At 58.7% G+C, this 26,094-nt stretch carries 26 protein-coding genes; 20 read left to right on the forward strand and 6 right to left on the reverse strand.

From position 1 onward, the window contains the following. Window positions 1-47: 47 nt before the first annotated feature. The gene (gene ppa, locus MKR05_RS21390; RefSeq protein ID WP_002886766.1) at window positions 48-578 is read right to left on the reverse strand and encodes an inorganic diphosphatase; all 531 of its coding nucleotides are present in this window, start codon (window positions 576-578) and stop codon (window positions 48-50) included. A 403-nt stretch (window positions 579-981) separates the two neighbouring features. Between ppa and ytfQ the strand changes: the two genes are divergently transcribed. The 4 genes from ytfQ to yjfF all read left to right on the forward strand — a co-directional run bounded on the left by ytfQ (window position 982) and on the right by yjfF (window position 5,585). After that, the gene (ytfQ, locus tag MKR05_RS21395; protein ID WP_002886769.1) at window positions 982-1,938 is read left to right on the forward strand and encodes a galactofuranose ABC transporter, galactofuranose-binding protein YtfQ; all 957 of its coding nucleotides are present in this window, start codon (window positions 982-984) and stop codon (window positions 1,936-1,938) included. Window positions 1,939-2,061: 123 nt separating this feature from the next. Then, entirely contained in the window at window positions 2,062-3,564 is a 1,503-nt protein-coding gene (gene ytfR / locus MKR05_RS21400; protein ID WP_008807146.1) for a galactofuranose ABC transporter, ATP-binding protein YtfR, read from the forward strand. A gap of 10 nt (window positions 3,565-3,574) precedes the next feature. Beyond that, window positions 3,575-4,600, forward strand: a complete 1,026-nt coding sequence (gene ytfT, locus MKR05_RS21405) for a galactofuranose ABC transporter, ATP-binding protein YtfT (RefSeq protein ID WP_023291747.1) — start codon at window positions 3,575-3,577, stop codon at window positions 4,598-4,600. Continuing rightward, complete coding sequence (gene yjfF / locus MKR05_RS21410) at window positions 4,587-5,585, forward strand: galactofuranose ABC transporter, permease protein YjfF (RefSeq protein WP_002886825.1); 999 nt, start codon at window positions 4,587-4,589, stop codon at window positions 5,583-5,585. The genes ytfT and yjfF overlap by 14 nt, the downstream gene beginning before the upstream one ends. Before the next feature lie 44 nt (window positions 5,586-5,629). On the opposite strand, the gene fbp is transcribed toward yjfF, so the two are convergent. After that, complete coding sequence (gene fbp / locus MKR05_RS21415) at window positions 5,630-6,628, reverse strand: class 1 fructose-bisphosphatase (RefSeq protein ID WP_004206493.1); 999 nt, start codon at window positions 6,626-6,628, stop codon at window positions 5,630-5,632. 175 nt (window positions 6,629-6,803) lie between these two features. Between fbp and mpl the strand changes: the two genes are divergently transcribed. Both mpl and MKR05_RS21425 read left to right on the forward strand, forming a co-directional pair. Continuing rightward, window positions 6,804-8,177: a UDP-N-acetylmuramate:L-alanyl-gamma-D-glutamyl-meso-diaminopimelate ligase gene (gene mpl / locus MKR05_RS21420; protein ID WP_048296492.1), complete on the forward strand. Its 1,374-nt coding sequence runs from the start codon at window positions 6,804-6,806 to the stop codon at window positions 8,175-8,177. A 67-nt stretch (window positions 8,178-8,244) separates the two neighbouring features. Continuing rightward, window positions 8,245-8,772, forward strand: a complete 528-nt coding sequence (locus tag MKR05_RS21425; RefSeq protein WP_238874951.1) for a GNAT family N-acetyltransferase — start codon at window positions 8,245-8,247, stop codon at window positions 8,770-8,772. 42 nt (window positions 8,773-8,814) lie between these two features. Here MKR05_RS21425 and MKR05_RS21430 read toward each other — a convergent pair whose 3' ends face one another. Together MKR05_RS21430 and yjgA are read right to left on the reverse strand one after the other, a co-directional pair. Further along, window positions 8,815-10,023, reverse strand: coding sequence for an aldose 1-epimerase family protein (locus MKR05_RS21430; RefSeq protein ID WP_049014188.1), 1,209 nt, complete (start codon window positions 10,021-10,023; stop codon window positions 8,815-8,817). Window positions 10,024-10,807: 784 nt separating this feature from the next. Beyond that, window positions 10,808-11,359 (reverse strand): ribosome biogenesis factor YjgA, encoded by a 552-nt coding sequence (gene yjgA, locus MKR05_RS21435; RefSeq protein ID WP_004206498.1) that lies wholly within the window; start codon window positions 11,357-11,359, stop codon window positions 10,808-10,810. 95 nt (window positions 11,360-11,454) lie between these two features. Here yjgA and pmbA point away from each other — a divergent pair, with 95 nt between their 5' ends. From pmbA to MKR05_RS21505, 14 genes are all read left to right on the forward strand, one after another. Further along, window positions 11,455-12,807: a metalloprotease PmbA gene (gene pmbA / locus MKR05_RS21440; protein WP_032429082.1), complete on the forward strand. Its 1,353-nt coding sequence runs from the start codon at window positions 11,455-11,457 to the stop codon at window positions 12,805-12,807. A gap of 36 nt (window positions 12,808-12,843) precedes the next feature. Then, window positions 12,844-13,230: a cytochrome b562 gene (cybC, locus tag MKR05_RS21445; RefSeq protein ID WP_002886893.1), complete on the forward strand. Its 387-nt coding sequence runs from the start codon at window positions 12,844-12,846 to the stop codon at window positions 13,228-13,230. Window positions 13,231-13,518: 288 nt separating this feature from the next. After that, window positions 13,519-13,857 (forward strand): PRD domain-containing protein, encoded by a 339-nt coding sequence (locus MKR05_RS21450; protein ID WP_004206500.1) that lies wholly within the window; start codon window positions 13,519-13,521, stop codon window positions 13,855-13,857. A 10-nt stretch (window positions 13,858-13,867) separates the two neighbouring features. Next, window positions 13,868-14,230 (forward strand): SFCGS family glycine-rich protein, encoded by a 363-nt coding sequence (locus MKR05_RS21455; RefSeq protein WP_032454653.1) that lies wholly within the window; start codon window positions 13,868-13,870, stop codon window positions 14,228-14,230. Window positions 14,231-14,232: 2 nt separating this feature from the next. Next, the gene (locus tag MKR05_RS21460; RefSeq protein WP_004206503.1) at window positions 14,233-14,532 is read left to right on the forward strand and encodes a DUF4312 family protein; all 300 of its coding nucleotides are present in this window, start codon (window positions 14,233-14,235) and stop codon (window positions 14,530-14,532) included. A 21-nt stretch (window positions 14,533-14,553) separates the two neighbouring features. Beyond that, a complete protein-coding gene (locus MKR05_RS21465) occupies window positions 14,554-15,330 on the forward strand; it encodes a DUF4311 domain-containing protein (protein ID WP_002886897.1) in 777 nt (258 codons plus the stop codon). Window positions 15,331-15,343: 13 nt separating this feature from the next. Then, entirely contained in the window at window positions 15,344-15,988 is a 645-nt protein-coding gene (locus tag MKR05_RS21470) for a DUF4310 family protein (RefSeq protein WP_238874953.1), read from the forward strand. Window positions 15,989-16,100: 112 nt separating this feature from the next. Continuing rightward, window positions 16,101-17,234 carry an amidohydrolase/deacetylase family metallohydrolase gene (locus MKR05_RS21475; RefSeq protein WP_049013642.1) on the forward strand — a complete coding sequence of 378 codons (1,134 nt, stop codon included), beginning with the start codon at window positions 16,101-16,103 and terminating at the stop codon, window positions 17,232-17,234. After that, entirely contained in the window at window positions 17,218-18,336 is a 1,119-nt protein-coding gene (locus tag MKR05_RS21480; RefSeq protein WP_032454655.1) for a DgaE family pyridoxal phosphate-dependent ammonia lyase, read from the forward strand. Before MKR05_RS21475 ends, MKR05_RS21480 begins: the two co-directional genes overlap by 17 nt. Further along, a complete protein-coding gene (dagF, locus tag MKR05_RS21485; RefSeq protein ID WP_180402639.1) occupies window positions 18,333-19,073 on the forward strand; it encodes a 2-dehydro-3-deoxy-phosphogluconate aldolase in 741 nt (246 codons plus the stop codon). The genes MKR05_RS21480 and dagF overlap by 4 nt, the downstream gene beginning before the upstream one ends. 66 nt (window positions 19,074-19,139) lie before the next feature. Then, entirely contained in the window at window positions 19,140-20,294 is a 1,155-nt protein-coding gene (locus MKR05_RS21490; protein ID WP_065805920.1) for a lactonase family protein, read from the forward strand. A 22-nt stretch (window positions 20,295-20,316) separates the two neighbouring features. Beyond that, on the forward strand, window positions 20,317-22,227 hold the full coding sequence (locus tag MKR05_RS21495) for a transcription antiterminator (protein ID WP_044525201.1): 1,911 nt from the start codon (window positions 20,317-20,319) through the stop codon (window positions 22,225-22,227). Window positions 22,228-22,304: 77 nt separating this feature from the next. Next, window positions 22,305-22,547: a type II toxin-antitoxin system RelB/DinJ family antitoxin gene (locus tag MKR05_RS21500; protein ID WP_023291757.1), complete on the forward strand. Its 243-nt coding sequence runs from the start codon at window positions 22,305-22,307 to the stop codon at window positions 22,545-22,547. Then, on the forward strand, window positions 22,537-22,821 hold the full coding sequence (locus tag MKR05_RS21505) for a type II toxin-antitoxin system RelE/ParE family toxin (RefSeq protein WP_044525202.1): 285 nt from the start codon (window positions 22,537-22,539) through the stop codon (window positions 22,819-22,821). The genes MKR05_RS21500 and MKR05_RS21505 overlap by 11 nt, the downstream gene beginning before the upstream one ends. Before the next feature lie 3 nt (window positions 22,822-22,824). Here the strand turns inward: MKR05_RS21505 and nrdG are convergent, their stop codons facing one another. Both nrdG and nrdD read right to left on the reverse strand, forming a co-directional pair. Then, complete coding sequence (gene nrdG, locus MKR05_RS21510; RefSeq protein ID WP_012969085.1) at window positions 22,825-23,289, reverse strand: anaerobic ribonucleoside-triphosphate reductase-activating protein; 465 nt, start codon at window positions 23,287-23,289, stop codon at window positions 22,825-22,827. Window positions 23,290-23,684: 395 nt separating this feature from the next. After that, window positions 23,685-25,823, reverse strand: coding sequence for an anaerobic ribonucleoside-triphosphate reductase (nrdD, locus tag MKR05_RS21515; RefSeq protein ID WP_004206513.1), 2,139 nt, complete (start codon window positions 25,821-25,823; stop codon window positions 23,685-23,687). Between the last annotated feature and the right edge of the window lie 271 nt (window positions 25,824-26,094).

The raw sequence follows: 26,094 nt of genomic DNA on the forward strand, positions 1-26,094 counted from the left end.
CTATCCGTGCCGCAATCAGGCAGGGTATGACCCTGCCTGAGACAGAATTACTTCTGCTTAGCGCGCTCGAAAGAGGCAACGATTTCAGCTTTCGCCGCTTCTGCGTTGTCCCAACCGTCGACTTTAACCCACTTGCCTTTTTCCAGATCTTTGTAGTGCTCAAAGAAGTGAGTGATCTGGGCTTTCAGCAGTTCCGGCAGGTCGTTCACATCGTTGATGTGATCGTATTCTTTGCTCAGCTTGGTGTGCGGTACCGCAACCAGTTTCGCATCTTCACCGGATTCGTCGGTCATCTTCAGAACGCCAACCGGACGGCAGCGGATCACGGAGCCCGGCTGCAGCGGGTACGGGGTCGGGACCAGCACGTCAACCGGGTCGCCGTCCAGAGACAGGGTGTGGTTGATGTAGCCGTAGTTGCACGGATAGAACATCGCAGTGGACATGAAACGGTCAACGAACAGTGCACCGCTCTCTTTGTCGACTTCGTATTTGATGGGATCTGCGTTCGCCGGGATCTCGATCACGACGTAGATGTCTTCCGGCAGATCTTTGCCCGCAGGTACGTTGAGTAAGCTCATGTCTGTTTCCTTTAAAATGTATGGCAAACAAGTGCTCGGTATTATAGCCAACTCACATCGAATGTCTTCGCTTCTTTTTCCCGATCTCGCCGTGGAGTGCTCTGAATTTTGCGCGCAATAATGGCATGAAAATCCATAAACATAGCCACATCATGAATAAATTTATGTAACCGTTTTCATTGCATGTGATTGATTTATCAAACCGCTTAAAAAAACGTCATAAACCGCAACAGCCGCGCTCCCTGCGAAGCCTTATCGGCTCTCCGCTGGGCAATGGGGCCGTCATTAACATCTCATTTACTTTTTTGAAGTGTGATGTAACGCATTCAGTTACATCACCGATTGTCTATAGTTTGTCCGCAGGTGAGACTTTAACCAACAATAACCCTACGAGGATACCCTTATGTGGAAGCGCTTACTTCTTGTCACAGCAGTTTCCGCAGCTATGTCGTCTATGGCGATAGCTGCCCCGCTAACCGTAGGTTTTTCGCAGGTCGGTTCTGAATCCGGCTGGCGTGCGGCAGAAACCAGCGTCGCGAAAGAGGAAGCCGCCAAGCGCGGTATCACGCTGAAGATCGCCGATGGTCAGCAAAAACAGGAAAACCAGATTAAAGCGGTGCGCTCCTTTATCGCCCAGGGGGTAGACGCGATCTTCATTGCGCCGGTGGTGGCTACCGGCTGGGAGCCGGTACTGAAAGAGGCGAAAGAGGCCAAAATCCCGGTCTTCCTCCTCGACCGTTCTATTGATGTGAAAGATAAAGATCTCTACATGACCACCGTGACCGCCAACAACGTGCTGGAAGGTCAACTGATTGGCGACTGGCTGGTGAAAACCGTCGACGGTAAGCCCTGTAACGTCGTGGAACTGCAGGGCACCGTCGGGGCCAGCGTGGCCATCGACCGTAAGAAAGGCTTCGCTGACGCCATCGCCAAAGCGTCGAATATCAAAATCATCCGCTCTCAGTCCGGCGACTTCACCCGCAGCAAAGGGAAAGAGGTTATGGAGAGCTTTATCAAGGCTGAGAATAACGGCAAAAACATCTGCATGGTATTCGCTCATAACGACGATATGGCCATCGGCGCCATCCAGGCCATTAAAGAAGCTGGCCTGAAGCCGGGCAAAGATATTCTGACCGGCTCCATCGACGGCGTGCCGGATATCTATAAAGCGATGATCGCCGGCGAAGCCAACGCCAGCGTCGAGCTGACGCCAAATATGGCCGGCCCGGCGTTTGATGCGCTGGAGAAATACAAAAAAGACGGCACCCTGCCGGAGAAGCTGACCATTACCAAATCGACGCTGTATCTGCCGGATACGGCGAAAGAAGAGTTAGAGAAGAAGAAAAATATGGGCTACTGAGTGGATAGCCCCTCATCCCGCCCCTCTCCTCAGCCGGAGAGGGTAACAGGCAGCGTTCCAGCAACCCCGGCAAGCACAGCGCGAGCCGGGGCAACCTGACATCATTTGAAGGTGATATCGATTATGAGCGCCGAGGCACACCAGGAGATCCTTCGCACCGAAGGACTCAGTAAATTCTTCCCCGGCGTTAAGGCGCTGGATAACGTCAACTTTAGCCTGCGGCGCGGCGAAATCATGGCCCTGTTGGGCGAAAACGGCGCCGGGAAATCGACGCTGATCAAAGCGCTTACCGGCGTTTACCATGCCGATCGCGGCACTATCTGGCTGGAAGGCCAGGCCATTTCCCCGAAAAATACCGCCCATGCCCAGCAGCTGGGGATCGGCACTGTCTACCAGGAAGTGAACCTGCTGCCCAATATGTCGGTGGCGGATAACCTGTTCATCGGCCGTGAGCCGCGGCGGTTTGGCCTGCTGCGGCGGAAAGAGATGGAGGCCAGGGCAACGGCGCTGATGGCCTCCTACGGCTTTTCCCTCGATGTGCGCGAGCCGCTGAACCGCTTTTCAGTGGCGATGCAGCAGATCGTCGCTATCTGCCGGGCCATCGACCTGTCGGCCAAGGTGCTGATCCTCGACGAGCCCACCGCCAGCCTCGATACCCAGGAGGTGGAGATGCTGTTTACCCTGATGCGCCAGCTCAGGGATAACGGCGTCAGCCTGATCTTCGTCACCCATTTTCTCGACCAGGTCTATGCGGTCAGCGACCGCATTACCGTGCTGCGCAACGGCAGCTTCGTCGGCTGCCGCGAGACCCGCGAACTGCCGCAGATTGAGCTGGTGAAAATGATGCTGGGCCGCGAACTGGACCACAACGCCCTGCAGCGGGCGGGCCGAACCCTGCTGAGCGATAAGCCGGTGGCGGCATTTGAAGGCTACGGTAAAAAAGGCACCATCGCCCCGTTCGACCTGCAGGTGCGTCCGGGCGAAATCGTTGGCCTCGCCGGCCTGTTGGGTTCCGGCCGCACTGAAACCGCCGAGGTGATCTTCGGTATTAAAACGGCGGACAGCGGGAAGGCGTGGATCAAAGGCAAACCGCAAACCCTGCGTTCTCCGCATCAGGCCTCCTGCCTCGGGATCGGCTTCTGTCCGGAGGATCGCAAAACCGACGGCATTATCGCCGCCGCCTCGGTGCGGGAAAATATCGTCCTCGCTCTGCAGGCGCAGCGCGGCTGGCTGCGGCCGATACCCCGGCGCGAACAGAACGAGATCGCCGAGCGCTTTATTCGCCAGCTGGGGATCCGCACCCCCAGCGCGGAGCAGCCGATCGAGTTTCTCTCCGGCGGCAACCAGCAGAAGGTGCTGCTTTCGCGCTGGCTGCTGACCAAACCGCAGTTCCTGATCCTCGATGAGCCGACCCGCGGCATCGACGTCGGCGCCCATGCGGAAATCATTCGCCTGATTGAAACCCTCTGCGCCGATGGCCTGGCGCTGCTGGTCATCTCCTCTGAACTGGAGGAGCTGGTGGGTTACGCCGATCGGGTCATTATCATGCGCGATCGCCGGCAGGTGGCCGAGATCCCGCTCGCCGAGCTCTCTGTACCGGCGATCATGAACGCAATTGCGGCATAAGGAGTAACCCATGATGCCTCGATCTCTTTCGCAAACCGGCCCGGAGAAGCGACGCTTCACCTGGCCGAAGGGCACCCCGCAGATCATTGCCCTGCTGCTGGTTCTGCTGGTCGACAGCCTGGTGGCGCCCCATTTTTATCAGGTGGTGCTCCAGGATGGCCGCCTGTTTGGCAGCCCAATCGATATTCTCAACCGCGCCGCCCCGGTGGCGCTGCTGGCCATCGGCATGACGCTGGTGATCGCCACCGGCGGCATCGACCTGTCGGTGGGGGCGGTGATGGCGATAGCCGGCGCGACGGCCGCCTCGATGACCGTCGCCGGTCACAGCCTGCCGGTGGTGCTGCTGGCCTCGCTGGCGGCGGGCGCGCTGGCCGGGCTGTGGAACGGCATTCTCGTGGCGGTCCTTAAGATCCAGCCCTTTGTGGCGACGCTGATCCTGATGGTGGCCGGACGCGGGGTGGCGCAGTTGATCACCGCCGGGCAGATCGTCACCTTTGATTCCCCGGCGCTGGCGTGGCTCGGCAGCGGATCGTTCCTCCTGTTTCCGACTCCGGTGATCATCGCCGCCGCGACCCTGCTGCTGTTCTGGCTGTTTACCCGCAAAACGGCGCTGGGCATGTTTATCGAAGCGGTAGGGATCAATATCCGCGCGGCGAAAAACGCCGGCGTCAATACCCGCATCGTGGTGATGCTGGCCTATGTCCTGAGCGGCGTCTGCGCGGCGATCGCCGGGATCATCGTGGCGGCGGACATTCGCGGCGCGGATGCCAATAACGCCGGGCTATGGCTTGAGCTGGACGCCATTCTGGCGGTGGTCATCGGCGGCGCTTCGCTGATGGGCGGGCGCTTCAACCTGCTGCTGTCGGTGGTGGGGGCGCTGATTATCCAGGGAATGAACACCGGGATTTTGCTCTCCGGCTTCCCGCCGGAGCTCAACCAGGTGGTGAAAGCGGTGGTGGTGCTGTGCGTACTGATTGTCCAGTCGCCGCGCTTTATCGGTTTACTGAAAGGGGTACGCGGCCATGATAAAACGTAATTTACCGTTGATGATCACCCTCGCGGTGTTTGTGCTGGGCTATCTCTACTGCCTGACGCAATTCCCCGGCTTTGCCTCGACGCGGGTGATCTGCAATATCCTGACGGATAACGCCTTCCTCGGGATCATCGCCGTGGGTATGACCTTCGTGATCCTCTCCGGCGGGATCGATCTGTCTGTCGGGTCGGTGATCGCCTTTACCGGCGTCTTTCTCGCCAAAGCGATTGGCTTTTGGGGAATATCACCGCTGGTGGCGTTTCCGCTGGTGCTGGTGATGGGCTGCGCCTTCGGCGCGTTTATGGGGCTGCTGATTGACGCCCTGAAGATCCCGGCCTTTATCATCACCCTCGCCGGCATGTTCTTCCTGCGCGGCGTGAGCTATCTGGTGTCAGAGGAGTCGATTCCGATTAACCACCCGGTGTACGACACCCTGTCCGGGCTGGCATGGACCATTCCCGGCGGCGGACGCCTCAGCGCCATGGGGCTGCTGATGCTGCTGGTGGTGGTGGCCGGTATTTTTGTCGCCCACCGCACCCGCTTCGGCAACCAGGTGTATGCCATTGGCGGCAACGCGACGTCGGCGAATTTAATGGGGATTTCCACCCGCAGCGCCACGATCCGTATCTATATGCTTTCCACCGGGCTGGCGACGCTGGCCGGGATCGTCTTTTCCATTTATACCCAGGCGGGCTATGCGCTGGCGGGCGTCGGCGTAGAGCTGGACGCCATTGCCTCGGTGGTGATCGGCGGCACGCTGCTTAGCGGCGGCGTCGGCACTGTGCTGGGAACCCTGTTCGGGGTGGCGATCCAGGGGCTGATTCAGACCTACATCAACTTCGACGGCACCCTCAGCTCATGGTGGACCAAAATCGCCATCGGCATTTTGCTGTTTATCTTTATCGCGCTGCAGCGTGGGCTGACCGTGCTGTGGGAAAACCGGCAGAATGCGGCGGTCACGCGGGTGAGCGGGGCGGGGAGTCGCTAAAAGAGAGGCTCCTCCCGCAGGCGCGGGAGGAGCGGGCAGGGCGCTTAGGCGTCCGGGAACGACTTAATAAAGTTCTCGACGTCTTCCACCATGTGGTTGTTGCCGACGAAGAAGGAGCGGCGCTGGTGCAGGCTTTCCGGAACAATATCCAGAATACGCTCTTTACCATCGCTGGCCTTACCGCCCGCTTGTTCGGCGAGGAAGGCCATCGGGTTGCATTCATACAGCAGGCGCAGCTTGCCGTCCGGGTGGCTGGCGGTGCTTGGATAGAGGTAGATGCCGCCTTTCAGCAGGTTGCGGTGGAAGTCCGCCACCAGCGAGCCGATATAGCGTGAGGTATAAGGACGCTGCGTCGCTTTGTCCTCTTCCTGGCAGTACTTAATGTACTTCTTCACGCCCTGCGGGAATTTGATGTAGTTGCCTTCGTTAATGGAGTAGGTATTGCCCTTCTCCGGGAAGCGCATGCGCTCCTGGCACAGACAGAAGACGCCGAGGGACGGGTCGTAGGTGAAGGCGTGGACGCCGCAGCCGGTGGTATACACCAGCATCGTCGAAGAGCCATAGACCACATAGCCCGCTGCCACCTGTTTGTTGCCCGGCTGCAGGAAATCTTCTTCTGTCACCGGCGTGCCAACAGGCGTCACGCGGCGGTAGATAGAGAAGATCGTACCAACAGAGACGTTAACGTCGATGTTAGAGGAGCCATCCAGAGGGTCCATCAGCACCACGTATTTGGCGTGTTCACACCCTTCGAAGACGACAATCTCATCTTCTTCTTCAGAGGCGATCCCGGCAACAATATCGCGTGCTCGCAGTGCGGCTTTTAATTTTTCATTCGCGAACAGATCGAGTTTTTGCTGCACCTCGCCCTGAACGTTTTCAGCACCGCTGGCACCCAGGATATCGACCAGACCGGCCTTGTTGATATCGCGGTGGATGATCTTGGCGCCCAACTTTATTGCTGACAACAAAGCAGTCAGCTCACCGGTGGCGTGGGAGAACTCGTGCTGCTTTTCAACAATAAACTCACCTAACGTTTTCATAACTCGTTCCCTGCATTTTTATGTTGAGTAAAACGAACGCAACAATCTTAACAAAGAATCAAAAAAGTGCGCACTAGTGAATCGCGCCAGCAAAATACAGATTCGCCTGAAATGCATTTCGCCAGGGCCCGGGATATGGGTAAAATGTGCCCCGGATAAGAGAAGGAAATGACGAATGCGCATTCATATTTTAGGAATCTGTGGCACGTTTATGGGGGGCCTGGCCATGCTGGCGCGCTCCCTCGGTCATGAGGTAACGGGGTCGGATGCTAACGTCTATCCGCCGATGAGCACCCTGCTGGAAAACCAGGGGATTGATTTAATTCAGGGCTATGACCCCAGCCAGCTGGAGCCCCGGCCGGACCTGGTGATCATCGGTAACGCCATGACTCGCGGCAACCCGTGCGTTGAAGCGGTGCTGGAAAACAATATTCCCTATATGTCCGGCCCGCAGTGGCTGCACGACTTCGTGCTGCGCGATCGCTGGGTGCTGGCCGTCGCCGGGACCCACGGCAAAACCACCACCGCCGGCATGGCGACCTGGATCCTTGAAGCCTGCGGTTACCAGCCGGGCTTCGTGATCGGCGGCGTGCCGGGCAATTTTGACGTCTCTGCGCGCCTGGGCGACAGCCCGTTCTTCGTCATTGAAGCGGATGAATACGACTGCGCCTTCTTCGACAAGCGCTCCAAATTTGTTCACTACTGCCCGCGGACGCTGATCCTCAACAACCTTGAGTTCGACCACGCGGATATCTTTGACGACCTGAAGGCGATTCAGAAGCAGTTCCACCATCTGGTGCGCATCGTGCCGGGCAAAGGCAAAATTATCCTGCCGGAGAACGACATCAACCTGAAGCAGGTGATGGCGATGGGTTGCTGGAGCGAGCAGGAGCTGGTGGGCGAGCAGGGCCACTGGCAGGCGAAGAAGCTGAACGCTGACGCCTCGCAGTGGGAAGTGCTATTCGACGGTGAAAAGGTCGGCGAGGTGAAATGGGCGCTGGTCGGCGAGCATAATATGCATAACGGCCTGATGGCCATTGCCGCGGCGCGTCACGTCGGGGTACTGCCGGCGGATGCCGCGAACGCGCTGGGCAGCTTTATCAACGCCCGCCGTCGCCTGGAGCTGCGCGGCGAAGCCAACGGCGTCACCGTGTATGACGATTTCGCTCATCATCCGACGGCCATTCTCGCTACGCTGCAGGCGCTGCGCGGCAAAGTGGGCGGCACCGCGCGCATTCTCGCCGTGCTGGAGCCGCGCTCTAACACCATGAAAATGGGCGTCTGCAAGGACGATCTGGCGCCGTCTCTTGGCCGCGCCGATGAGGTGTTCCTCCTGCAGCCGCAGCATATCCCGTGGCAGGTGGCGGAAGTAGCGGAAGCCTGCGTCCAGCCGGCTCACTGGAGCGCCGACGTCGATACCCTGGCGGAGATGGTGGTCAAAACCGCCCATCCTGGCGACCATATCCTGGTGATGAGCAACGGCGGCTTCGGCGGCATTCATCAAAAGCTGCTGGATAAACTGGCGCAAAAAGCGGCCGCGACAGAGTAACGTCCCGCCTCCGGTCACTGCCCTCCGCGTGAGGGCAGTTTTGTTTTTTGCCAACAGGGATGGTGTGATGCTGACCTGCGAAAGCGTACTTTCTACCGACTCGCCCCATTTCGCCATGCTGGACGCGCTCTACGCGCGCGCCTTTCCTTGGCACGAGCAGCGCGAAAGCGAGGCCAAACGTCAGGCGCTCAGCAACGCGCACTACGCGCTGGAGGCGTGGTTCGATGAGGACGTATATATCGGCCTCAGCGGCTGCTGGCAGTTTGCCGGCTACTGTTATGTCGAACATTTGGCGATCGACGATACGCTGCGCTCCCGCGGCTATGGTAAACAGCTGCTGGCGCAGATCCTGACGCGCGCGCCGCTGACCATTCTGGAAATCGATCCGCTGAGCAGCGAGATCGCCCATAAACGGCTGCGCTTTTATCAGTCGATGGGATTCCACGCTAACCCCTGGGCGCATCGTCATCCGACCTATCATCAGGGCATCGCGGATCATGAGCTGCTGGTGCTGAGCTACCCGCAGCCGATCGATGAGCGACAGTATCAGCAGTTTGCCCGGGATCTCGGGCGCGAGGTGATGGGGCGGGCGTAGCCCGGCGCGGCGTACCGCTCCGGGCGTTCGGCTGGGGTATTTTTACTCTTTGGCGATCGGCGTGTCGTTCTCCGCCACTTTATTGTCGCCCTGAATCTGCGCGATTTTCTGCTCGACGGCGGCCACCTGGGCACTGTCATGCAGCAGGGTGTAGGTCAGATCAAACTGCGCGCTGGCGCCCGGCTGCAGCTGTTTTACGCGTTTTTGCTCGCGTTCAATGGTCACCGGATAGGCGTAGCTGGTCCCCGGCTCGATACCGGTGACATAGCCCTGTTTGACGGTGTCGGTGTTTTTCCACAGCGTCAGGACCGGCAGCTGGCGGGTGTCGAACTGAATGGAGGCTCCTTTATCGCCCGCTTTGTTGACCACGGCGGCCAGCGTCTGGTGATTTTCATCGGCCAGCGGCTGAATATTAAACACCATCTCGTCAAAGTCTTTGGTCGGCCCCTGATAGGTTTGCCAGGTTTTTAATCCGCTCTTAGCGTAATCATTGAACGGGCTGATGCTGGACATCGGGGCGAGGAAACGCGCGCCTTCTTCCAGGATCGGGGTGCCGAAGTTGCTGTGGTAGATGATCTGGTAATCATGCGGATAGTCGGCGTGATTGGTTAAGACATCGTGCAGGCTGAAGCTGTTGCTGCCCGGGATATAGCGCAGCTCGGTCATGGTTTGCAGATCGGCTTTTTTGAAGGTGCTCTCTTTCACCAGCCCGCGGACGCGAATTTCATACGGCGCTCTGTCGGCCACCTCAACCTCCACCAGAGAGGCCGGCGTGTTGCCTGCCTTGCCGTGCAGGGTATAAATTTGCCCGTCCGCAGTCACCGGATGGCCGGTCCACTCGTAGCCGCAGCGGACCATCATTTCGTTGAACCCTTCCAGCCAGCCGAGCCCGTTGCGACTCTCCAGGTTGATAAAGGCCGGGTTAACAACCTCTTTGACCGGCGAATCCCAACCCATCCGGCTGCCGAAGCCTTCCACTCGCAGCAAGTTCATGCCGCGCGTCGGGCTGAGGGTGATGGTCAGGCCGTCTTTACTGCGAATGGTGAGGATTTTGCTGCCTTCCTGCTTGCCGCCGTGCAGGACTTTCTGCTCAATGCTGAACGCATGGTCTTTCACCTTCAGCTGATCGCTGCCGATCTGCCAGTTTCCCTTATCCATGCCCTCTTCAGCATTCGTCAGCACCCATGTTTTTGCCGCGGCGGAGCCAGAAACCAGCAGAGCGATAGCCGTCAGAACCAGTGTCTTTTTCATTTTTATTCCCTTTTTGCTGAATCGATTGTGTCATTGACGTGTGAAATCTACCGGCATGGGGGTGATTAAAATGTGAAGCGCCTCACCTGGTGAGAAAGTGGCCGTTTTTAAGATGTTAAATGCGATAGGCGTCGTATTATTGTGATAAACCATGCTTAATTATCACCACAAGATGTGATCTGCATTGCTTTTAGCTTTAACGATTCAGCTTTAGAGAAGGCAATAAACGACAGTCTCGTTGTGTGGACTTGGGGGTTCAGGGGAGGCAGCGGGGAACCCCCTGCTGGCGCGATGCTTGCGTTGAAGAAGGGGAAGGTGGGCCGGATAAGGCCTGCCCGGCGGCGCGGCGCTTGCGCGGGCCTACAAAGTTGAGCAACTGTTTGATAACTCAGGTTCTGCACCCTTCCGTAGGCCGGATAAGGCGTAGCCGCCATCCGGCACAAGGACGGGAACGCGCCGGATACAGCCTGCCCGGCGGCGCGGCGCTTGCGCGGGCCTGCGGAGTTGAGCAACTGTTTGATAACTCAGGTTCAGCAGCCTTCCGTAGGCCGGATAAGGCGTAGCCGCCATCCGGCAAAACGACGGGAATGGCGTTGGATACAGCCTGCCCGGCGGCGCTGCGCTTGCGCGGGCCTACAGAGTCGAGCAACTGTTTGATAACTCAGGTTCAGCAGCCTTCCGTAGGCCGGATAAGGCATAGCCACCCACCAGACAAAGCGGAGTAGCCCGGATAAGGCGCAGCGCGCCGCCATCCGGGTGACTTGTGCGGCAAAAGCGGCGGGAATTAGCCTTCGTTTTCCGCCAGTTCGCGCAGATACTGGAAGATCAGGCGCGCGGATTTCGGCGGTTTGTTGCCTTCTTTCTCTTTCTTCGCATTGCGGATCAGGGAACGCAGCTGCTGACGGTCAGCATCTGGCCACAGGTTCAGCACTTCAGCTACGGCGTCATCCCCGTCGTCAATCAGTCGGTCACGGATCTGCTCCAGCTTGTGGAACAGCGCAACCTGCTGGTTGTGGCGGTTTTTCAGCTTATCCAGCGCCTGACGAATCGGATCGACATCGCGATTGCGCAGCATCTTACCGATAAGCTGCAGCTGGCGGCGGCGACCCTCTTTTTTGATTCGCTGGGCGAGTTCGATGGCGTCGCGCAGGTCAGTATCCAGCGGAATTTTATCCAGCGCGTTTTTCCCCAGGTCAACGAGTTCCGCGCCAAGACGCTTCAGTTCTTCCGCGTCGCGCTTAATTTCACTCTTACTGACCCAGATAATTTCATCGTCTTCATCCTCGATATCATCACCGGGAACGTCGTCGAGCCAGTCTTCGGGCTGCTTTGTCATCTCAGGCTCCTTAAAAAAAGAGGCTAATGTTACCAGTTAAGGCGCGCACTGAAAAACGGTTCTCTGTTAGACTTCAGTTAACTCCTTCTTACATTATGGCATTAGCAATGAAAGTGATCTCTCAAGTTGCCCAGCAACGTAAGACGCTGGAAGAGGCCGTGACCACGGCGCTGGAACTGGCGGCAGGTAAATCCGATGGCGCGGAAGTCTCCGTCAGCAAGACGACGGGCATCGGCGTCAGCACCCGCTATGGCGAAGTGGAGAATGTAGAATTCAATAGCGATGGGGCGTTAGGCATCACGGTTTACCACCAGAACCGCAAGGGCAGCGCCTCTTCCACCGATCTCAGCCCGGACGCCATCGCCCGCACCGTGCAGGCGGCGCTGGATATTGCCCGCTACACCTCCCCGGATCCCTTCGCCGGCGTGGCGGATAAAGAGCTGCTGGCCTTTGACGCCCCGGATCTGGACCTGTTCCACCCGGCGGAGGTCTCCCCGGATGAGGCCATCGAACTGGCCGCCCGCGCAGAGCAAGCGGCGCTGAAGGCCGATAAACGCATCACCAACACCGAAGGCGGCAGCTTTAACAGCCACTACGGCATCAAAGTGTTCGGCAACAGCCATGGCATGCTGCAGAGCTACTGTTCGACCCGCCATTCCCTTTCCAGCTGCGTGATCGCGGAAGATGACGGCGACATGGAACGCGACTACGCCTATACCATTGGCCGGGCGATTGAGGATCTGCAGTCCCCGGAATGGGTCGGGGAAGAGTGCGCCCGCCGCACCCTGTCGCGCCTCGCGCCGCGTAAGCTGTCGACCATGAAGGCGCCGGTGATTTTCGCCAATGAAGTGGCGACCGGGCTGTTTGGCCACCTGGTCGGAGCGATTGCCGGTGGTTCGGTATACCGCAAATCCACCTTCCTGCTCGATTCGCTGGGCAAACAAATTTTGCCGGAGTGGCTGACCATTGAAGAGCATCCGCACCTGCGTAAAGGACTGGCCTCCACGCCGTTCGACAGCGAAGGCGTGCGCACTGAGCGTCGCGATATCGTCAAAGACGGCGTGCTGACCCAGTGGCTGCTGACCAACTACTCTGCCCGCAAGCTGGGGATGAAAAGCACCGGCCACGCCGGCGGCATCCATAACTGGCGCATCAACGGCCGCGGCCTGAGTTTTGCAAAGATGCTTAAAGAGATGGGCACCGGTCTTGTGGTTACCGAACTGATGGGGCAGGGTGTCAGTGGCGTCACTGGCGACTACTCACGCGGCGCATCCGGCTTCTGGGTAGAAAATGGCGAAATTCAATATCCTGTCAGTGAGATCACCATTGCAGGAAATCTGAAAGAAATGTGGCGTAATATCGTGACCATCGGCGATGATATTGAAACGCGCAGCAACATTCAGTGCGGTTCTGTGCTGCTGCCGGAGATGAAAATCGCCGGGCAATAACACCTGTTTGCTTAAATAATAAAAAGGAAGTGAGCAATGCGTAAAAAACTGTTAGCGATGCTGGCTGTCTCTGCTTTTGCGCTCGGTTCAGCCTCGGCCTTCGCCGACCTGGGCGAAGACATGGACACTCTGGCAGAAAATCTGCAAGTGGTACAGAAAACCTCCGACGCCGGCGAACTGAAAGCGGCGCTGAATAAGATGCGTACCGCCGCGGTTGATGCCCAGAAAGAGACGCCGCCGAAGCTGGAAGGCAAAGCGGCCGACAGCGCTGAGATGAAAGATTACCGTCACGGTCTGGATATTCTGATCGGCCAGATCGACGGCGCGCTGAAGCTGGCGAATGAAGGCAAGGTGAAAGAGGCGCAGGCCGCCGCGGAGGAGTTTAAAACCACCCGCAACACCTACCATAAGAAGTACCGCTAACTGCCGTTTTCGGGAGGCATCAGCCGATGTCTCCCACCTCAAAGCCTACCGATATCACACTTTTCGATCTCTTTTTCCGGCCTTTCCGCAGCCGCGGGCTGCACATTCACGCGCATTGTTGTGATACGTCTCACGCCATAATTGCTGTTTTTTCATTTTTCCAGTGAATGTGTGGGGTCGATCACGCCTGCCGTCTCCCTTTCCACTTCGAAGTGGAAAACAACTCGCTACAAACTCCCATCCCCCGGCGCTACTTTGATTCCCAGAGACAGCAGCGGGGTATCAGAAGTGAATAACGGAGCGGTAATACACGACGTAGGGGAGCAGGCAGCGCAGACCGAACGCCTGGCTGACAAGATGCTGCAGCAGGTTTTTGCCCTGTTAAGCCGTCACGGCATCGTCCCTAACGACGTTCAGGAGCAAATGCTGACCTCCCACGTGCGGGCGATGGCCCACCGGTCAATCAGCGGGGAACCGCTGCCGGAAGTGGATGCCAGCCTGTTCGAAGAGATTTCACCAGATTCAATGACGTTGGCCCGCGAAGTGGTCGCGCAGTTCGGCAACCTGCCTGATGAAGAGGCCTGGCTGCTCTCCGTCCATTTCGAAGTCGCAAAAGAAAACCTGTAAGGAGCAAAACATGGAACAAATCACCGTAGTTATTGGCGACCGTCTGGGTAAAGGCCAAAAAGTCGCCGCAGGCGCAGAGAAAGCCGGCGCACGTGCAGTGGTCGTCCCTGGCGTTGCTGCCGACATGAAGCTTGGCGACATGATGAAAGCGGAAAACGCCACCTTCGGCATCTCCTTCTGCGGCAGCGGCGGCGCCGGCGCCATCACCGCCCAGACCAAACACGGCTACAAAGCGAAATACGGCATGCGTTCCGTGGAAGAGGGCGTCACCGCCATCAACGAAGGCTGCAACGTGCTGGGCTTCGGCTTTATGGATAAAGAAGAGCTGGGCGAGCGGCTGGTAGAGGCCTGGAAAAAGAAATACGGCGCATAAGTATGAAAGAGCAATTCACCACCACGGTGAGGGTTGCCGGCAAAGGCGAAAGCAAATCACGGGCCTTCGCCGATGCCCTGAACCATGTGCAGGCTGCGGTGATGAAAACGTCATCGCACATTCTGCTGCGTATTGAGCCACAGGACGTGACGGTTGTTCATGCGCGCGAAGCGGTACGAAAAGAGGCCTTCCTGTTTTTCTTTTTGCGCCGTGAACGACGGACCTACAGCGTGGAGCTGGACGTCACCGTCAACGTGACCGCCATCGATCTCGATAAAGTGGATTTCGTCACGCAAACCTGATTGTTAGCAAAGGGTCTGACTATGTTCCTGATAATATTAATAAAATCGCTTATCATCGGCGGCCTGGTCGGCGTCGGCGTGGGCGCCGGAGCGGCACGCATGTTTCATGCCCCTACCACCCAGGGGATGGGGGCGTTTCGAACCCTGGGCGAGCTGAACTCCTGTGAGGGCGATCCGGCTTCCCACTTCTCCTTTGGCCTCGGTTTCTTCTTTAACGCCTGGGCCTCTTCCGTTGCAGCAGGCTCCTTCACCCAGGATGTTGACCACCGCATTATCCCCAACTGGGGCGCGGCGGCGCTGATGCTGAAAAATCGTAACGTCGGCGAAACGCTGCACGATCCGAAAAAAATGGCCATCTCCTGCGGCATCATCGGCATGATCGTCGTCGCCTTCCTTAACCTCACCGCCTCGTCCGTACCGGAAGCGCTGCAGGTGACCGCGGTTAAGGTACTGGTCCCGGCGGCAAACCTGCTGGTGAACACCGTGATGCCGGTGATCTTCTGGCTGGCGGCGATCGACGCCGGTAAAAAATCAGGCTTCTGGGCGACCATCTTCGGCGGCGCGGCGCAGCTGATTATGGGCAACGCCGTACCGGGGCTGGTGCTGGGCATCCTGATCGGCAAAGGCGTTGAAGAGAGCGGCTGGAACCGGGTCACCAAAGTGATGATGGTGGCCATTGTCGCCCTGTTCGTCCTCAGCGGCTTCTTCCGCGGCTTCGACATGAAGATGATCGAATCCTTCCATCTGACCGTGCCGAACTGGCTGGACATGATCCACAACTCACTCAGCGGCAAGTAACGGGAGCCTGATAATGGAACAGAATAAAGGTTTTTGGTATGCCGACTGGTCGTTCCCGATCTTCGTTGGCCTGCTCTCCTCCGGCGTCTTCGCCGGGACCCACATGTACTACCTGTACGGCATCGGCGCCTTTAACGAAGTCGCCTTCGTGGCGATGCTGAAGTCGGGGATTGATACCGGCGTTTACGGCGCGGTGGCGGCGTTTGGCGCCAGCTTCCTGTTCGCCCGCATCATCGAAGGGTCGCTGGTGGGGATCCTCGATATCGGCGGCGCTATTCAGACCGGGATCGGTCTTGGCGTCCCGGCGCTGCTGCTCGGCGCGGGCTTTGTCTTCCCGGTGGCGAACTTCGCCGCCTCGCTGGCAACCTGCCTGATCCTCGGCCTGGCGGTGGGCTACATCATCATTCTGGCGCGTAAGTTCACCATCAACCAGAGCGACTCCACCTACGGCGCCGACGTGATGATGGGGGCCGGTAATGCCTCCGGCCGCTTCCTCGGCCCCTTGATCATCCTCAGCGCAATGACCGCCTCGATTCCTATCGGGATCGGCTCGCTGGTTGGCGCCCTGCTGTTCTACATCTGGCAGAAACCGATCACCGGCGGCGCCATCCTCGGCGCGATGATCCTCGGCTCCATTTTCCCGGTGGCGATTAGCTAATCGCCCGATGGCGCGGCGCTTATCGGGCCTACACGTCAGCGCGATTGGTAGGCCGGATAAGGCGGTACGCCGCCATCCGGCAACAGATACACTCTTTCATCAGGAGATAGCTATGTTTGATTTACTCCTGCGCCGCGCGCGCCTCGTCGACGATACCCTGACTGATATCGCCATTCAGGACGGGAAAATCGCGGCGCTGGGCGAGATTAGCGCGCCCTCCCGCAAAACCCTCGATCTGCAGGGCAACAGCTACGTCAGCGCCGGCTGGATTGACTCCCACGTTCACTGCTACCCGAATTCGCCAATTTATCACGATGAGCCGGACAGCGTCGGTATCGCCACCGGCGTCACCACCGTGATTGATGCCGGCAGCACCGGCGCCGACGATGTCGATGAGTTCTATCAACTGACCCGTAAAGCGGCGACGGAAGTCTATGCCCTGCTCAATATCTCCCGCGTCGGGCTGATTGCCCAGAATGAACTGGCCAATATGACCAATATTGACGCCGAGGCGGTGAAGCAGGCGGTGCAGCGTCATCCCGATTTTATCGTTGGTCTGAAGGCGCGGATGAGCAGCAGCGTGGTGGGAGAAAACGGCATTACGCCGCTGGCGCGCGCCAAGGCGATTCAGCAGGAAAACGGCGATCTGCCGCTGATGGTGCACATTGGCAACAATCCGCCGAACCTCGATGAAATCGCCGATCTGCTGAGCCGCGGCGACATCATTACCCACTGCTATAACGGCAAACCGAACCGCATTCTGAATCCTGCCGGCGAACTGCGCAGTTCGATTACTCGCGCCCTGCAGCGCGGCGTGCGCCTCGACGTCGGCCACGGTACCGCCAGCTTCAGCTTTGAAGTGGCGCGCCGGGCGATTGCGCTGGGCATTCTGCCGCACACCATCAGCTCGGATATTTACTGCCGTAACCGCATCGACGGCCCGGTGCGTTCGCTGGCGCTGGTGATGTCGAAATTTCTCGCCATCGGCATGACCCTGCCGCAGGTGATTGCCTGCGTGACCGTCAGCGCTGCCGAGGGGCTGCGCCTGTCGCATAAAGGGCGGCTGGAAGTGGGTTTCGACGCCGATCTCACGCTATTTCGCCTGGAGCGCCAGCCAACGCTGCTGGTGGATGCCGAAAAAGAGAGCCTCCAGGCAGACAACATTCTGGTGCCGCTGGCCGCGATCCGCGCGGGCAAAGGCTATCTGACCGAACAAGGGAGCGCGGAACATGCCTTCGATTTTTGAAAAATACCATTTAAAACAAGTTATTAACACTTCCGGCCGGATGACGGCGCTGGGCGTTTCCACGCCGCGTCCGGAAGTGGTGGACGCCGCGATGGCCGGCATGAACCAGTACTTTGAAATGAAAGATCTGGTGAATAAAACCGGCGAGTACATCGCCAGGCTGCTGGACGTGGAAGGGGCGACCGTGGTCTCCTGCGCCTCGGCAGGGATTGCCCAGTCGGTGGCGGCGGTGCTGGTGAAAGACAGCGACTGGCTGCTGGAGAACCTGCACGTCACGCCGATAGAGCATAACGAAATCGTCCTGCCGAAGGGCCACAACGTCAACTTCGGCGCGCCGGTCGGCACGATGGTGGCGCTGGGCGGCGGCAGGCTGGTGGAAGCGGGCTACGCCAACGAATGCTCTGCCGAACAGCTGGCGGCGGCGATCACCCCGCGCACCGCGGCGATCCTCTACATCAAATCCCACCACTGCGTGCAGAAAAGCATGCTCAACGTGGCGCAGGCCGCGGAAGTGGCGCGTCAGCATCATTTACCGCTGATCGTTGACGCGGCGGCGGAGGAAGATCTGCAGGGCTACTACCGCATGGGCGCCGACCTGGTGATCTACAGCGGCGCGAAAGCGATTGAAGGGCCGACCAGCGGGCTGGTGATCGGCAAAACGCAGTACGTCGAGTGGGTTAAACGCCAGTCGATGGGGATTGGCCGGGCGATGAAAGTGGGTAAAGAGGGGATCCTCGGCCTGACCTGCGCCATTGAACACTACCTGACGGCAAGCAAAGAGAGCGGCGAAGAGATGGTGGCGAAGATGACGCCGTTTATCGAACAGCTCAATACCCTCAACGGCGTCACTGCCCGCGTGGTATGGGACAGCGCCGGCCGCGATATCGCCCGCGCCGAAATCAAATTCGACGAAGCGGTGACCGGCGTGAAGACCGGCGATCTGGTTAACGCGCTGAAGCAGGGCGAATACGCCATCTACTTCCGCGGCTATAAAGCGAATGAAGGCATTATCGAAGCCGATGTCCGCAGCGTTGACGCCCAGCAGCTGGCGGTAGTCGCCCGCCGTATCGCGGAAGTTCTGAACAAGGAGAAACAAGCATGAAACTGACCCCAAACTTTTACCGTGACCGCGTGTGCCTGAACGTCCTGGCGGGTAGCAAAGACAACGCCCGGGAAATCTACGACGCGGCGGAAGGTCATGTCCTGGTCGGCGTGCTCTCCAAAAACTACCCGGACGTCGCCAGCGCGGTGGCCGATATGCGCGACTACGCGAAGCTGATTGATAACGCCCTCTCCGTCGGGCTGGGCGCAGGGGATCCGAATCAGTCGGCGATGGTGAGCGAGATTTCGCGCCAGGTGCAGCCGCAGCACGTCAATCAGGTCTTCACCGGCGTGGCCACCAGCCGCGCGCTGCTCGGGCAGAACGAAACGGTGGTCAACGGCCTGGTCTCGCCCACCGGCACCCCGGGTATGGTGAAGATCTCCACCGGCCCGCTGAGCAGCAGCGCGGCGGATGGGATTGTGCCGCTGGAAACCGCCATCGCGCTGTTAAAAGATATGGGCGGCAGCTCCATCAAATACTTCCCGATGGGCGGCCTGAAGCACCGCGACGAGTTCGAGGCGGTGGCCAAAGCCTGCGCCGCGCACGATTTCTGGCTGGAGCCGACCGGCGGTATCGATCTGGAAAACTACAGCGCGATCCTGAAGATCGCCCTCGATGCCGGGGTGAGCAAAATCATCCCGCATATCTACAGCTCGATTATCGATAAGGCCAGCGGCAACACCCGCCCGGCCGATGTTCGCCAGCTGCTGGAGATGACCAAACAGTTAGTGAAGTAGTGCCCTTGCCCCTCGCCCTCAAAGGGTGAGGGGCAGCTTATCCCACTGAACCATCAAGGAGTTGCTATGCCTGTCGCTCGTCATCTGCTTGTCGCTTCACTGTCCCTGTTTGCCGCCGCCGCCGGCGCCGCGCAAACTCACTATGCCTGGGTAGGCACCTATAATCCCAATGGCGAAGGTCTGTACCGCTTTACCGTTGATAGCCAAACCGGCGCGCTACGTGACAGGACGCTGGTGAGCTCGTTGCCGAACGCCGCGCAGCTGACCGTCTCGCGCGATGGCAAGACGCTGTATGCCGCCAGCGAAGTGGAGAAAGGCGTGGTGCAGGCGTGGCGCATTGAGAAGAACGGCGAGCTGACCGCACTCAATCAGGTCGCCTCCGGCGGCGCCGGTCCGGTTTATCTCTCCCTGACGCCGAACGGTAAACAGCTGCTGGTGGCCAACTACGTCAGCGGCAGCATCGCCGTGCTACCGGTGAAAGAAGACGGTAGCCTGGGTGAGGCGGTGGACAGGCATCAGGATGAAGGCCCGGCAGGGGCCGAACGCCCGGCGGCGGCCGTCGAGGGCAGCTTCGCCATCAGCGATCACAATGGCCCGCACGCCCATATGATCGCCGCCGATCCCAGCGGGAAATTTGTTTACTCCACCGATCTGGGGCTGGATCGGATCTATCAATATCGGCTGGATAGCGCCAGCGGCAAGTTGACGCCGAACGATCCGCCGTTTATCGCCGCCTCGTCGCCGGGAGCCGGCCCGCGCCACTTCGTCTTCACGCCAAAGGGCGACGGTCTGTGGCTGATTAACGAGGAAGCGTCGACGCTGACCTTCTATCATCTGGATCAGCAAAGCGGTCTGCTGCGCGAAGGCAAAACCGTCTCCGCGCTGCCGAAAGAGTATAAGGGCACCAGCTTTGCCGCCGGCCTGGCGCTGAGCAACGACGGCAAACAGCTGTACGTCGCCAATCGTCTGCATAACAGCATCGCCCACTTTACGGTGCAGGCCGACGGCCGCCTGCGCCACCAGGAGGATATCTGGACGCGCGGAGATTACCCCCGCACGCTGACCCTGGATAATCAGGGGCAGTGGCTGTACGTCATGAACCAGCGTAGCGATAATATTACCCGCTTCAGCGTGGCGCCGAAGGATGGCAAATTGACCTTTGTCTCAGACTACACGCCGGTCGGCAGTCCATCGCAGATGGTGATTTCCGCCCAACCCTGAGCCGTAACCACAAGGAACTGACATGCGATTTCCCAACCAACGCTTAGCGCAACTCTTCACCCTGCTGCGGAATGAAACGCTGCCGCAGGATGAGCTGGCGCAACGCCTGTCGGTTTCCACTCGTACCGTGCGCGCCGATATTACCGCCCTGAATGCGCTACTGGCGCAATATGGCGCGCAGTTTATCCTTAACCGCGGCAGCGGTTATCAGCTGAAAATTGATAACCCGGCGAGCTTTCAGGCGCTGGAGGAGACGGCGCCGAAGGCGCAGCATGTCCCGCGTACCGCCCAGGATCGCATCACTTTCCTGCTGGTGCGTTTTCTGACGTCGGCATTCTCGATCAAGCTGGAAGACCTGGCGGATGAGTGGTTCGTCAGCCGCGCCACGCTGCAAAACGATATGGTCGAGGTGCGCGAGCGCTTCCAGCGCTATCAGCTAACCCTTGAAACCCGCCCGCGCCACGGCATGAAGCTGTTCGGTAGCGAGGTATCGGTTCGCGCCTGCCTCACCGACCTGCTGTGGGAGCTAACCCAGCAGGGCGGTATCGCGCCGCCGATCGGCGCCGAGGCCTTTGCAGAGGAGGTGCCTGCGCTGCTGGAGCCGGTGCTGCAGGAGACGCTCACGCGCCACCATATTCGTCTCACCGACGTCGGCGAGCGCTTTATCTGCCTGTACGGGGCGGTGGTGGTGCGTCGCGTCAGCGAAGGCTACCCGCTGGCGGATTTTAGTGCTGAAGATGTGGCGCAGAACGTCCGCGATGCCGCGCGCGATCTGGCGGGCGAACTGCAGCGGCTGGCCGGTAAACCTTTATCGCCCGCGGAAGAAGAGTGGCTGTGCGTGCATATCGCCGCCCGTCAGGTACAGGACGTGGACCCGGAAACCATCAGCGCCGACGATGATGAAGCGCTGGTCAACTACATCCTGCGCTACATCAACAGCCAGTATAACTACAACCTGCTGGACGATGCCCAGCTGCACGCCGATCTGCTGACCCACATAAAGACCATGATCACCCGCGTGCGCTACCAGATCATGATCCCCAATCCGCTGCTGGATAACATCAAACAGCACTACCCGATGGCCTGGGATATGACCCTCGCCGCGGTCTCCAGCTGGGGCAAATATACTCCATACACCATCAGCGAAAACGAAATCGGCTTTCTGGTGCTGCATATCGGCGTCGGGCTGGAGCGCCACTACAACATCGGCTACCAGCGTCAGCCGCAGGTGCTGCTGGTGTGCGATACCAGCAATGCGATGGTGCGGATGATCGAGGCGATCCTGCAGCGCAAATATCCGCAGCTGGAGATCGCCGCCACTATTTCCCAGCGCGAATACGAACAGCGGGACGCGATCGAGGCGGATTTTGTTATCTCCACGGTGCGGATCAGCGAAAAAGACAAGCCGGTAGTGACCATCGCGCCGTTCCCCACTGACTATCAACTGGATCAGATCGGCAAGCTGGTGCTGGTGGACCGTACCCGTCCATGGATGCTGAATAAGTACTTCGATGCCGCCCACTTCCGGGTGGTCGATACGCCGATGGATCAGCAAACGCTGTTCGCCGAGCTGTGCCAGCAGCTGCTGGAGGAAGGCTTTGTTGACGCCGAGTTTCATGCTTCGGTGGTGGAGCGTGAAGCGATTGTCAGCACCATGCTCGGCGATGGCATTGCGCTGCCGCACTCCCTGGGGCTACTGGCGAAAAAGACGGTGGTCTATACCGTCATTGCCCCGCAGGGCATCGTCTGGGGTGATGAAACCGCCCATATCATCTTCCTGCTCGCTATCAGCAAGCGCGAGTACGAAGAGGCGATGGCGATCTACGATATTTTCGTGACTTTCCTGCGCGAGCGCGCCATGAGCCGCCTCGCCGCGACCCGCAGCTTCGATGAGTTTAAAACGGTGGCGATGGAGTGCGTCAGCCGGTTTTGAGAGGCGTTTTCCAGATTCGAGTGTAATGCAAATGTAATGCTATAATGCATTACAAAATATCCCTTTCTGGAGGCATAATGGCCACGCTCAACGTTCGACTGGACGATAAACTCAAAAAAGAGGCTTATGCCGTGCTGGAGAAACTCGATATGACGCCAACGGAGGCGGTGCGCCTGCTGTTTCAATACATTGCGGAAAATGGCCGCATGCCAGTGAAAAGTATGACTATCAGCGATAGCGAAGCGGCATTATTACGCACCGTCCGCGAGCGGCTGGAAAACCCGCAGCCGGAGGTGAAGGTAAGTCTGGATGACCTATGAACTGGCGTTTGATCCGCGTGCCTGGCGCGAATGGCATAAGCTTGGCGAGACGATCAAAAAACAGTTCAAAAATAAGCTCCAGCAGGTTGTGCAGAATCCGCGAATTGCATCGGCCAGTCTGAGTGATTTACCGGATTGCTACAAAATCAAGCTTAAGGCGTCAGGTTATCGGTTGGTGTATCAAGTACGGGATAGTGTGGTGGTGGTTTACGTTATTGCCATTGGCAAAAGAGAGAAAGCGGCCGTTTATCATCAGGCGAATAAACGGCTCTAAACGCTATCGCAAATGATGTACCACCTGGTTGCTGCTGCCGCGCCAGATCAGCGCTGGGTCTTTTAAATCCTGCACAAACTTACCGTCGACCAGCACGTTGATCAGGTTCACCACCTGCATCTGCGCCTCATTCAGCTCATCCAGTTTATAGCCGGTCCAGACCCAGATATCTTTGCCGGGGCATTCGGCACGCACGCGCTGAACCAGTTTGAGGATCTCCGCGACGTTCTGCGGATGCAGCGGATCGCCGCCGGAGAGTGAAATCCCCTGGCGTTTGATGCGGGTATCGTTGAGATCGGCAATGATGCGGTCGGCCATCTCGGCGGTAAACGGCATGCCGGAGTTCACCCGCCAGGTGCTTTTGTTGTAGCAGCCGGGGCACTCATGGACGCAGCCAGAGACAAACAGGGTGCAGCGGGTGCCGGGGCCGTTGACAATATCTACCGGGTAGTACTGATGGTAATTCATTGTTTCCTCTTCTCATTTGCCGATGTAGCGGCGTTGGCTGCGCTCGCTCGCCCGGGTCACTTACTCCAGTAAGCACCCCGGGACTTACTCGTTTGCCGCCTTGCTACAACGCCAACTGATTTGAGGAAACCCACCTGGCTGTTTGGGATTCCCTCGTTTGCCGCCTTGCTCTGACGCTAATGGCTTTGCGAAAACGGAGGTGCTGTGCATTTGTAAAGGGAACGGCTCCCGGCGTCGCTGCGCTCGCCCGGGCTACGAAAAGCCGCATACGCGGTTGTAGCCCGGATAAGGCGCTTTGCGCCGCGATCCGGGAACGGCGCCTTAGTGGCCAAACGGCTACGGGGCCGGTTCCCTCTCCCCGTTGGGGAGAGGGGGAGGGGCTAAACCAGCTGGAATTAACCGATCTGCCCGTTGCCCAGGTGCTTCACGCGGCGCTTCACTTCTTCCTGCTTGCCGGCGTTGAACGGACGCGCGTCCGGACTGCCGAGGTAGCCGCACACCCGACGGGTAACGGAAACGCGGGAGGCGTCGTGGTTACCGCATTTCGGGCAGGTAAAGCCCTTGCTGGTGCACTCGAACTCGCCGGTGAAACCGCACTCGTAGCACTCATCGATCGGCGTGTTAGTGCCGTAGTACGGCACATGCTGATAGCTGTAATCCCATACGTCTTCCAGCGCCTTCAGGTTGTGCTGAATGTTTGGGTATTCGCCGTAGCAAATGAAGCCCCCGTTAGCCAGCGGCGGATACGGCGCTTCAAAATCGATCTTGTCGTACGGGTTGACCTTCTTCTCCACGTCGAGGTGGAAGCTGTTGGTGTAGTAACCTTTGTCGGTCACGCCCTCCACCACGCCAAACTCGGCGGTGTCGAGACGGCAGAAGCGGTCGCACAGGTTTTCGCTCGGCGTGCTGTACAGGCTAAAGCCGTAGCCGGTCTCTTCTTTCCACAAATCGACGGCGTCGCGCAGGCGCTGGACGATGGCCACACCCTTCTCGCGCAGCGCCTCGCTGTCGTACATATGCTGGTTGCCGTACAGCGCATTGATAGTTTCATGGATACCGATATAGCCCAGCGAAATCGACGCCCGGCCGTTTTTAAAGATCTCGGAGACGTCGTCGTCGGCTTTCAGCCGCACGCCGCAGGCCCCTTCCATATAGAGGATCGGCGCCACGCGCGCTTTTACCCCTTCCAGGCGGGCAATGCGGGTCATCAGCGCTTTGCGCGCCAGCTGCAGGCGCTCGTCCAGCAGCGCCCAGAAGGCGGCTTCGTCGCCTTTCGCTTCCAGGGCGATGCGCGGCAGGTTGAGGCTGATGACGCCGAGGTTATTGCGCCCATCGTGCACCTGCTCGCCGTTCTCGTTTTCCCACACCCCGAGGAAGCTGCGGCAGCCCATCGGCGTTTTAAACGACCCGGTAACCTTCACCACCTGGTCGTAGTTGAGGATATCCGGGTACATGCGCTTGCTGGCGCACTCCAGCGCCAGCTGTTTGATGTCGTAGTTCGGGTCGCCGAACTTATGGTTCAGGCCGTCACGGATCGCGAACACCAGTTTCGGGAACACCGCGGTCTTACGGTTTTTACCGAGGCCGGCAATGCGGTTGCGCAGAATCGACTGCTGGATCAGCCGCGATTCCCAGCTGGTGCCGAGACCGAACCCGAAGGTGACGAACGGCGTCTGGCCGTTGGCGGTATGCAGCGTGTTAACCTCATACTCCAGCGACTGGAAGGCGTCGTAGCACTCTTTTTCGGTACGGGCGCGGGCATAGCCTTCGGCATCCGGGATCTGCCACTCTTCGGCGATTTTACGATGCTTGTTAAAGCTTTCGCTGACGAACGGCGCCAGCACTTCATCGATACGGTTGATGGTGGTGCCGCCGTAAATATGGCTGGCGACCTGGGCGATGATCTGCGCGGTCACCGCGGTGGCAGTAGAGATAGATTTCGGCGGCTCGATCTCCGCGTTGCCCATCTTAAAGCCCTGGGTCAGCATGCCTTTCAGGTCGATCAGCATGCAGTTAAACATCGGGAAGAAGGGCGAGTAATCGAGGTCATGATAGTGGATCATGCCGCGTTCGTGGGCCATCACCACATCGTGAGGCAGCAGGTGCTGTCGGGCGTAGTGCTTGGCGACGATACCGGCCAGCAGGTCGCGCTGGGTCGGGATGACTTTACTATCCTTGTTGGCGTTTTCGTTGAGCAGCGCGGAGTTGGTCTGCTCGACGAGGCCGCGGATCTCCTGATTGAGGCGGCCGCGCTTCTCACGCTGGCTATCGCGGTCATGGCGATACTCAATGTAGGCGCGCGCCAGTTGCTTATAGGGGCCGGACATCAGCTGGTTTTCCACGGCGGTCTGGATCTCGTTGATGTCGACCTGGGCGCGGCCCTGCATTTGTTGGCTAACGACTTCTGCGACGGTGGCGCAATAGTCTGCGTCATCGACTCCCGCTGCTTTAGCTGCACGCAGAATTGCTTCCTGAATGCGCTCTGACTTGAACGGCACTTTACAGCCATCACGTTTCATCACATGCGGTGTCATGATCACTCCATATATAGAACAGGTTATCCACAGAGGCGGAGGTTATCCCGAAGGCGCTGTACGCTACGGCTCGTGCTGTTTGCCTTCAGATCCGGCCCGTTTTATCCACATCTCATCACCGCCAGACATCGACAAGATATGGTGACATAATAGACGATTAATACAACATGTAGGGCCGGGACGCATTTTAAGTTCTATATGTAGTGATTTGCATCAAAGATGTTTGCGATTTTATTGACCCAGAACAAGGTAAAAAGGTGAGAGTACGGAT

This window comes from Klebsiella sp. K5-204, assembly GCF_030128585.1.
GTDB lineage: Bacteria > Pseudomonadota > Gammaproteobacteria > Enterobacterales > Enterobacteriaceae > Klebsiella > Klebsiella quasipneumoniae.

Coding starts and splice junctions, on each gene's coding strand:
- dagF (WP_180402639.1), top strand. CDS start 18,333: ATGAAACTGACCCCAAACTTTTACCGTGACCGCGTGTGCCTGAACGTC.
- pmbA (WP_032429082.1), top strand. CDS start 11,455: ATGGCATTAGCAATGAAAGTGATCTCTCAAGTTGCCCAGCAACGTAAG.
- ytfQ (WP_002886769.1), top strand. CDS start 982: ATGTGGAAGCGCTTACTTCTTGTCACAGCAGTTTCCGCAGCTATGTCG.
- cybC (WP_002886893.1), top strand. CDS start 12,844: ATGCGTAAAAAACTGTTAGCGATGCTGGCTGTCTCTGCTTTTGCGCTC.
- MKR05_RS21465 (WP_002886897.1), top strand. CDS start 14,554: ATGTTCCTGATAATATTAATAAAATCGCTTATCATCGGCGGCCTGGTC.
- yjfF (WP_002886825.1), top strand. CDS start 4,587: ATGATAAAACGTAATTTACCGTTGATGATCACCCTCGCGGTGTTTGTG.
- MKR05_RS21470 (WP_238874953.1), top strand. CDS start 15,344: ATGGAACAGAATAAAGGTTTTTGGTATGCCGACTGGTCGTTCCCGATC.
- nrdD (WP_004206513.1), bottom strand. CDS start 25,823: ATGACACCGCATGTGATGAAACGTGATGGCTGTAAAGTGCCGTTCAAG.
- MKR05_RS21495 (WP_044525201.1), top strand. CDS start 20,317: ATGCGATTTCCCAACCAACGCTTAGCGCAACTCTTCACCCTGCTGCGG.
- MKR05_RS21475 (WP_049013642.1), top strand. CDS start 16,101: ATGTTTGATTTACTCCTGCGCCGCGCGCGCCTCGTCGACGATACCCTG.
- ppa (WP_002886766.1), bottom strand. CDS start 578: ATGAGCTTACTCAACGTACCTGCGGGCAAAGATCTGCCGGAAGACATC.
- MKR05_RS21505 (WP_044525202.1), top strand. CDS start 22,537: ATGACCTATGAACTGGCGTTTGATCCGCGTGCCTGGCGCGAATGGCAT.
- MKR05_RS21430 (WP_049014188.1), bottom strand. CDS start 10,023: ATGAAAAAGACACTGGTTCTGACGGCTATCGCTCTGCTGGTTTCTGGC.
- nrdG (WP_012969085.1), bottom strand. CDS start 23,289: ATGAATTACCATCAGTACTACCCGGTAGATATTGTCAACGGCCCCGGC.
- mpl (WP_048296492.1), top strand. CDS start 6,804: ATGCGCATTCATATTTTAGGAATCTGTGGCACGTTTATGGGGGGCCTG.
- MKR05_RS21490 (WP_065805920.1), top strand. CDS start 19,140: ATGCCTGTCGCTCGTCATCTGCTTGTCGCTTCACTGTCCCTGTTTGCC.
- yjgA (WP_004206498.1), bottom strand. CDS start 11,359: ATGACAAAGCAGCCCGAAGACTGGCTCGACGACGTTCCCGGTGATGAT.
- ytfR (WP_008807146.1), top strand. CDS start 2,062: ATGAGCGCCGAGGCACACCAGGAGATCCTTCGCACCGAAGGACTCAGT.
- MKR05_RS21425 (WP_238874951.1), top strand. CDS start 8,245: ATGCTGACCTGCGAAAGCGTACTTTCTACCGACTCGCCCCATTTCGCC.
- MKR05_RS21455 (WP_032454653.1), top strand. CDS start 13,868: ATGGAACAAATCACCGTAGTTATTGGCGACCGTCTGGGTAAAGGCCAA.
- MKR05_RS21460 (WP_004206503.1), top strand. CDS start 14,233: ATGAAAGAGCAATTCACCACCACGGTGAGGGTTGCCGGCAAAGGCGAA.
- fbp (WP_004206493.1), bottom strand. CDS start 6,628: ATGAAAACGTTAGGTGAGTTTATTGTTGAAAAGCAGCACGAGTTCTCC.
- ytfT (WP_023291747.1), top strand. CDS start 3,575: ATGATGCCTCGATCTCTTTCGCAAACCGGCCCGGAGAAGCGACGCTTC.
- MKR05_RS21480 (WP_032454655.1), top strand. CDS start 17,218: ATGCCTTCGATTTTTGAAAAATACCATTTAAAACAAGTTATTAACACT.
- MKR05_RS21500 (WP_023291757.1), top strand. CDS start 22,305: ATGGCCACGCTCAACGTTCGACTGGACGATAAACTCAAAAAAGAGGCT.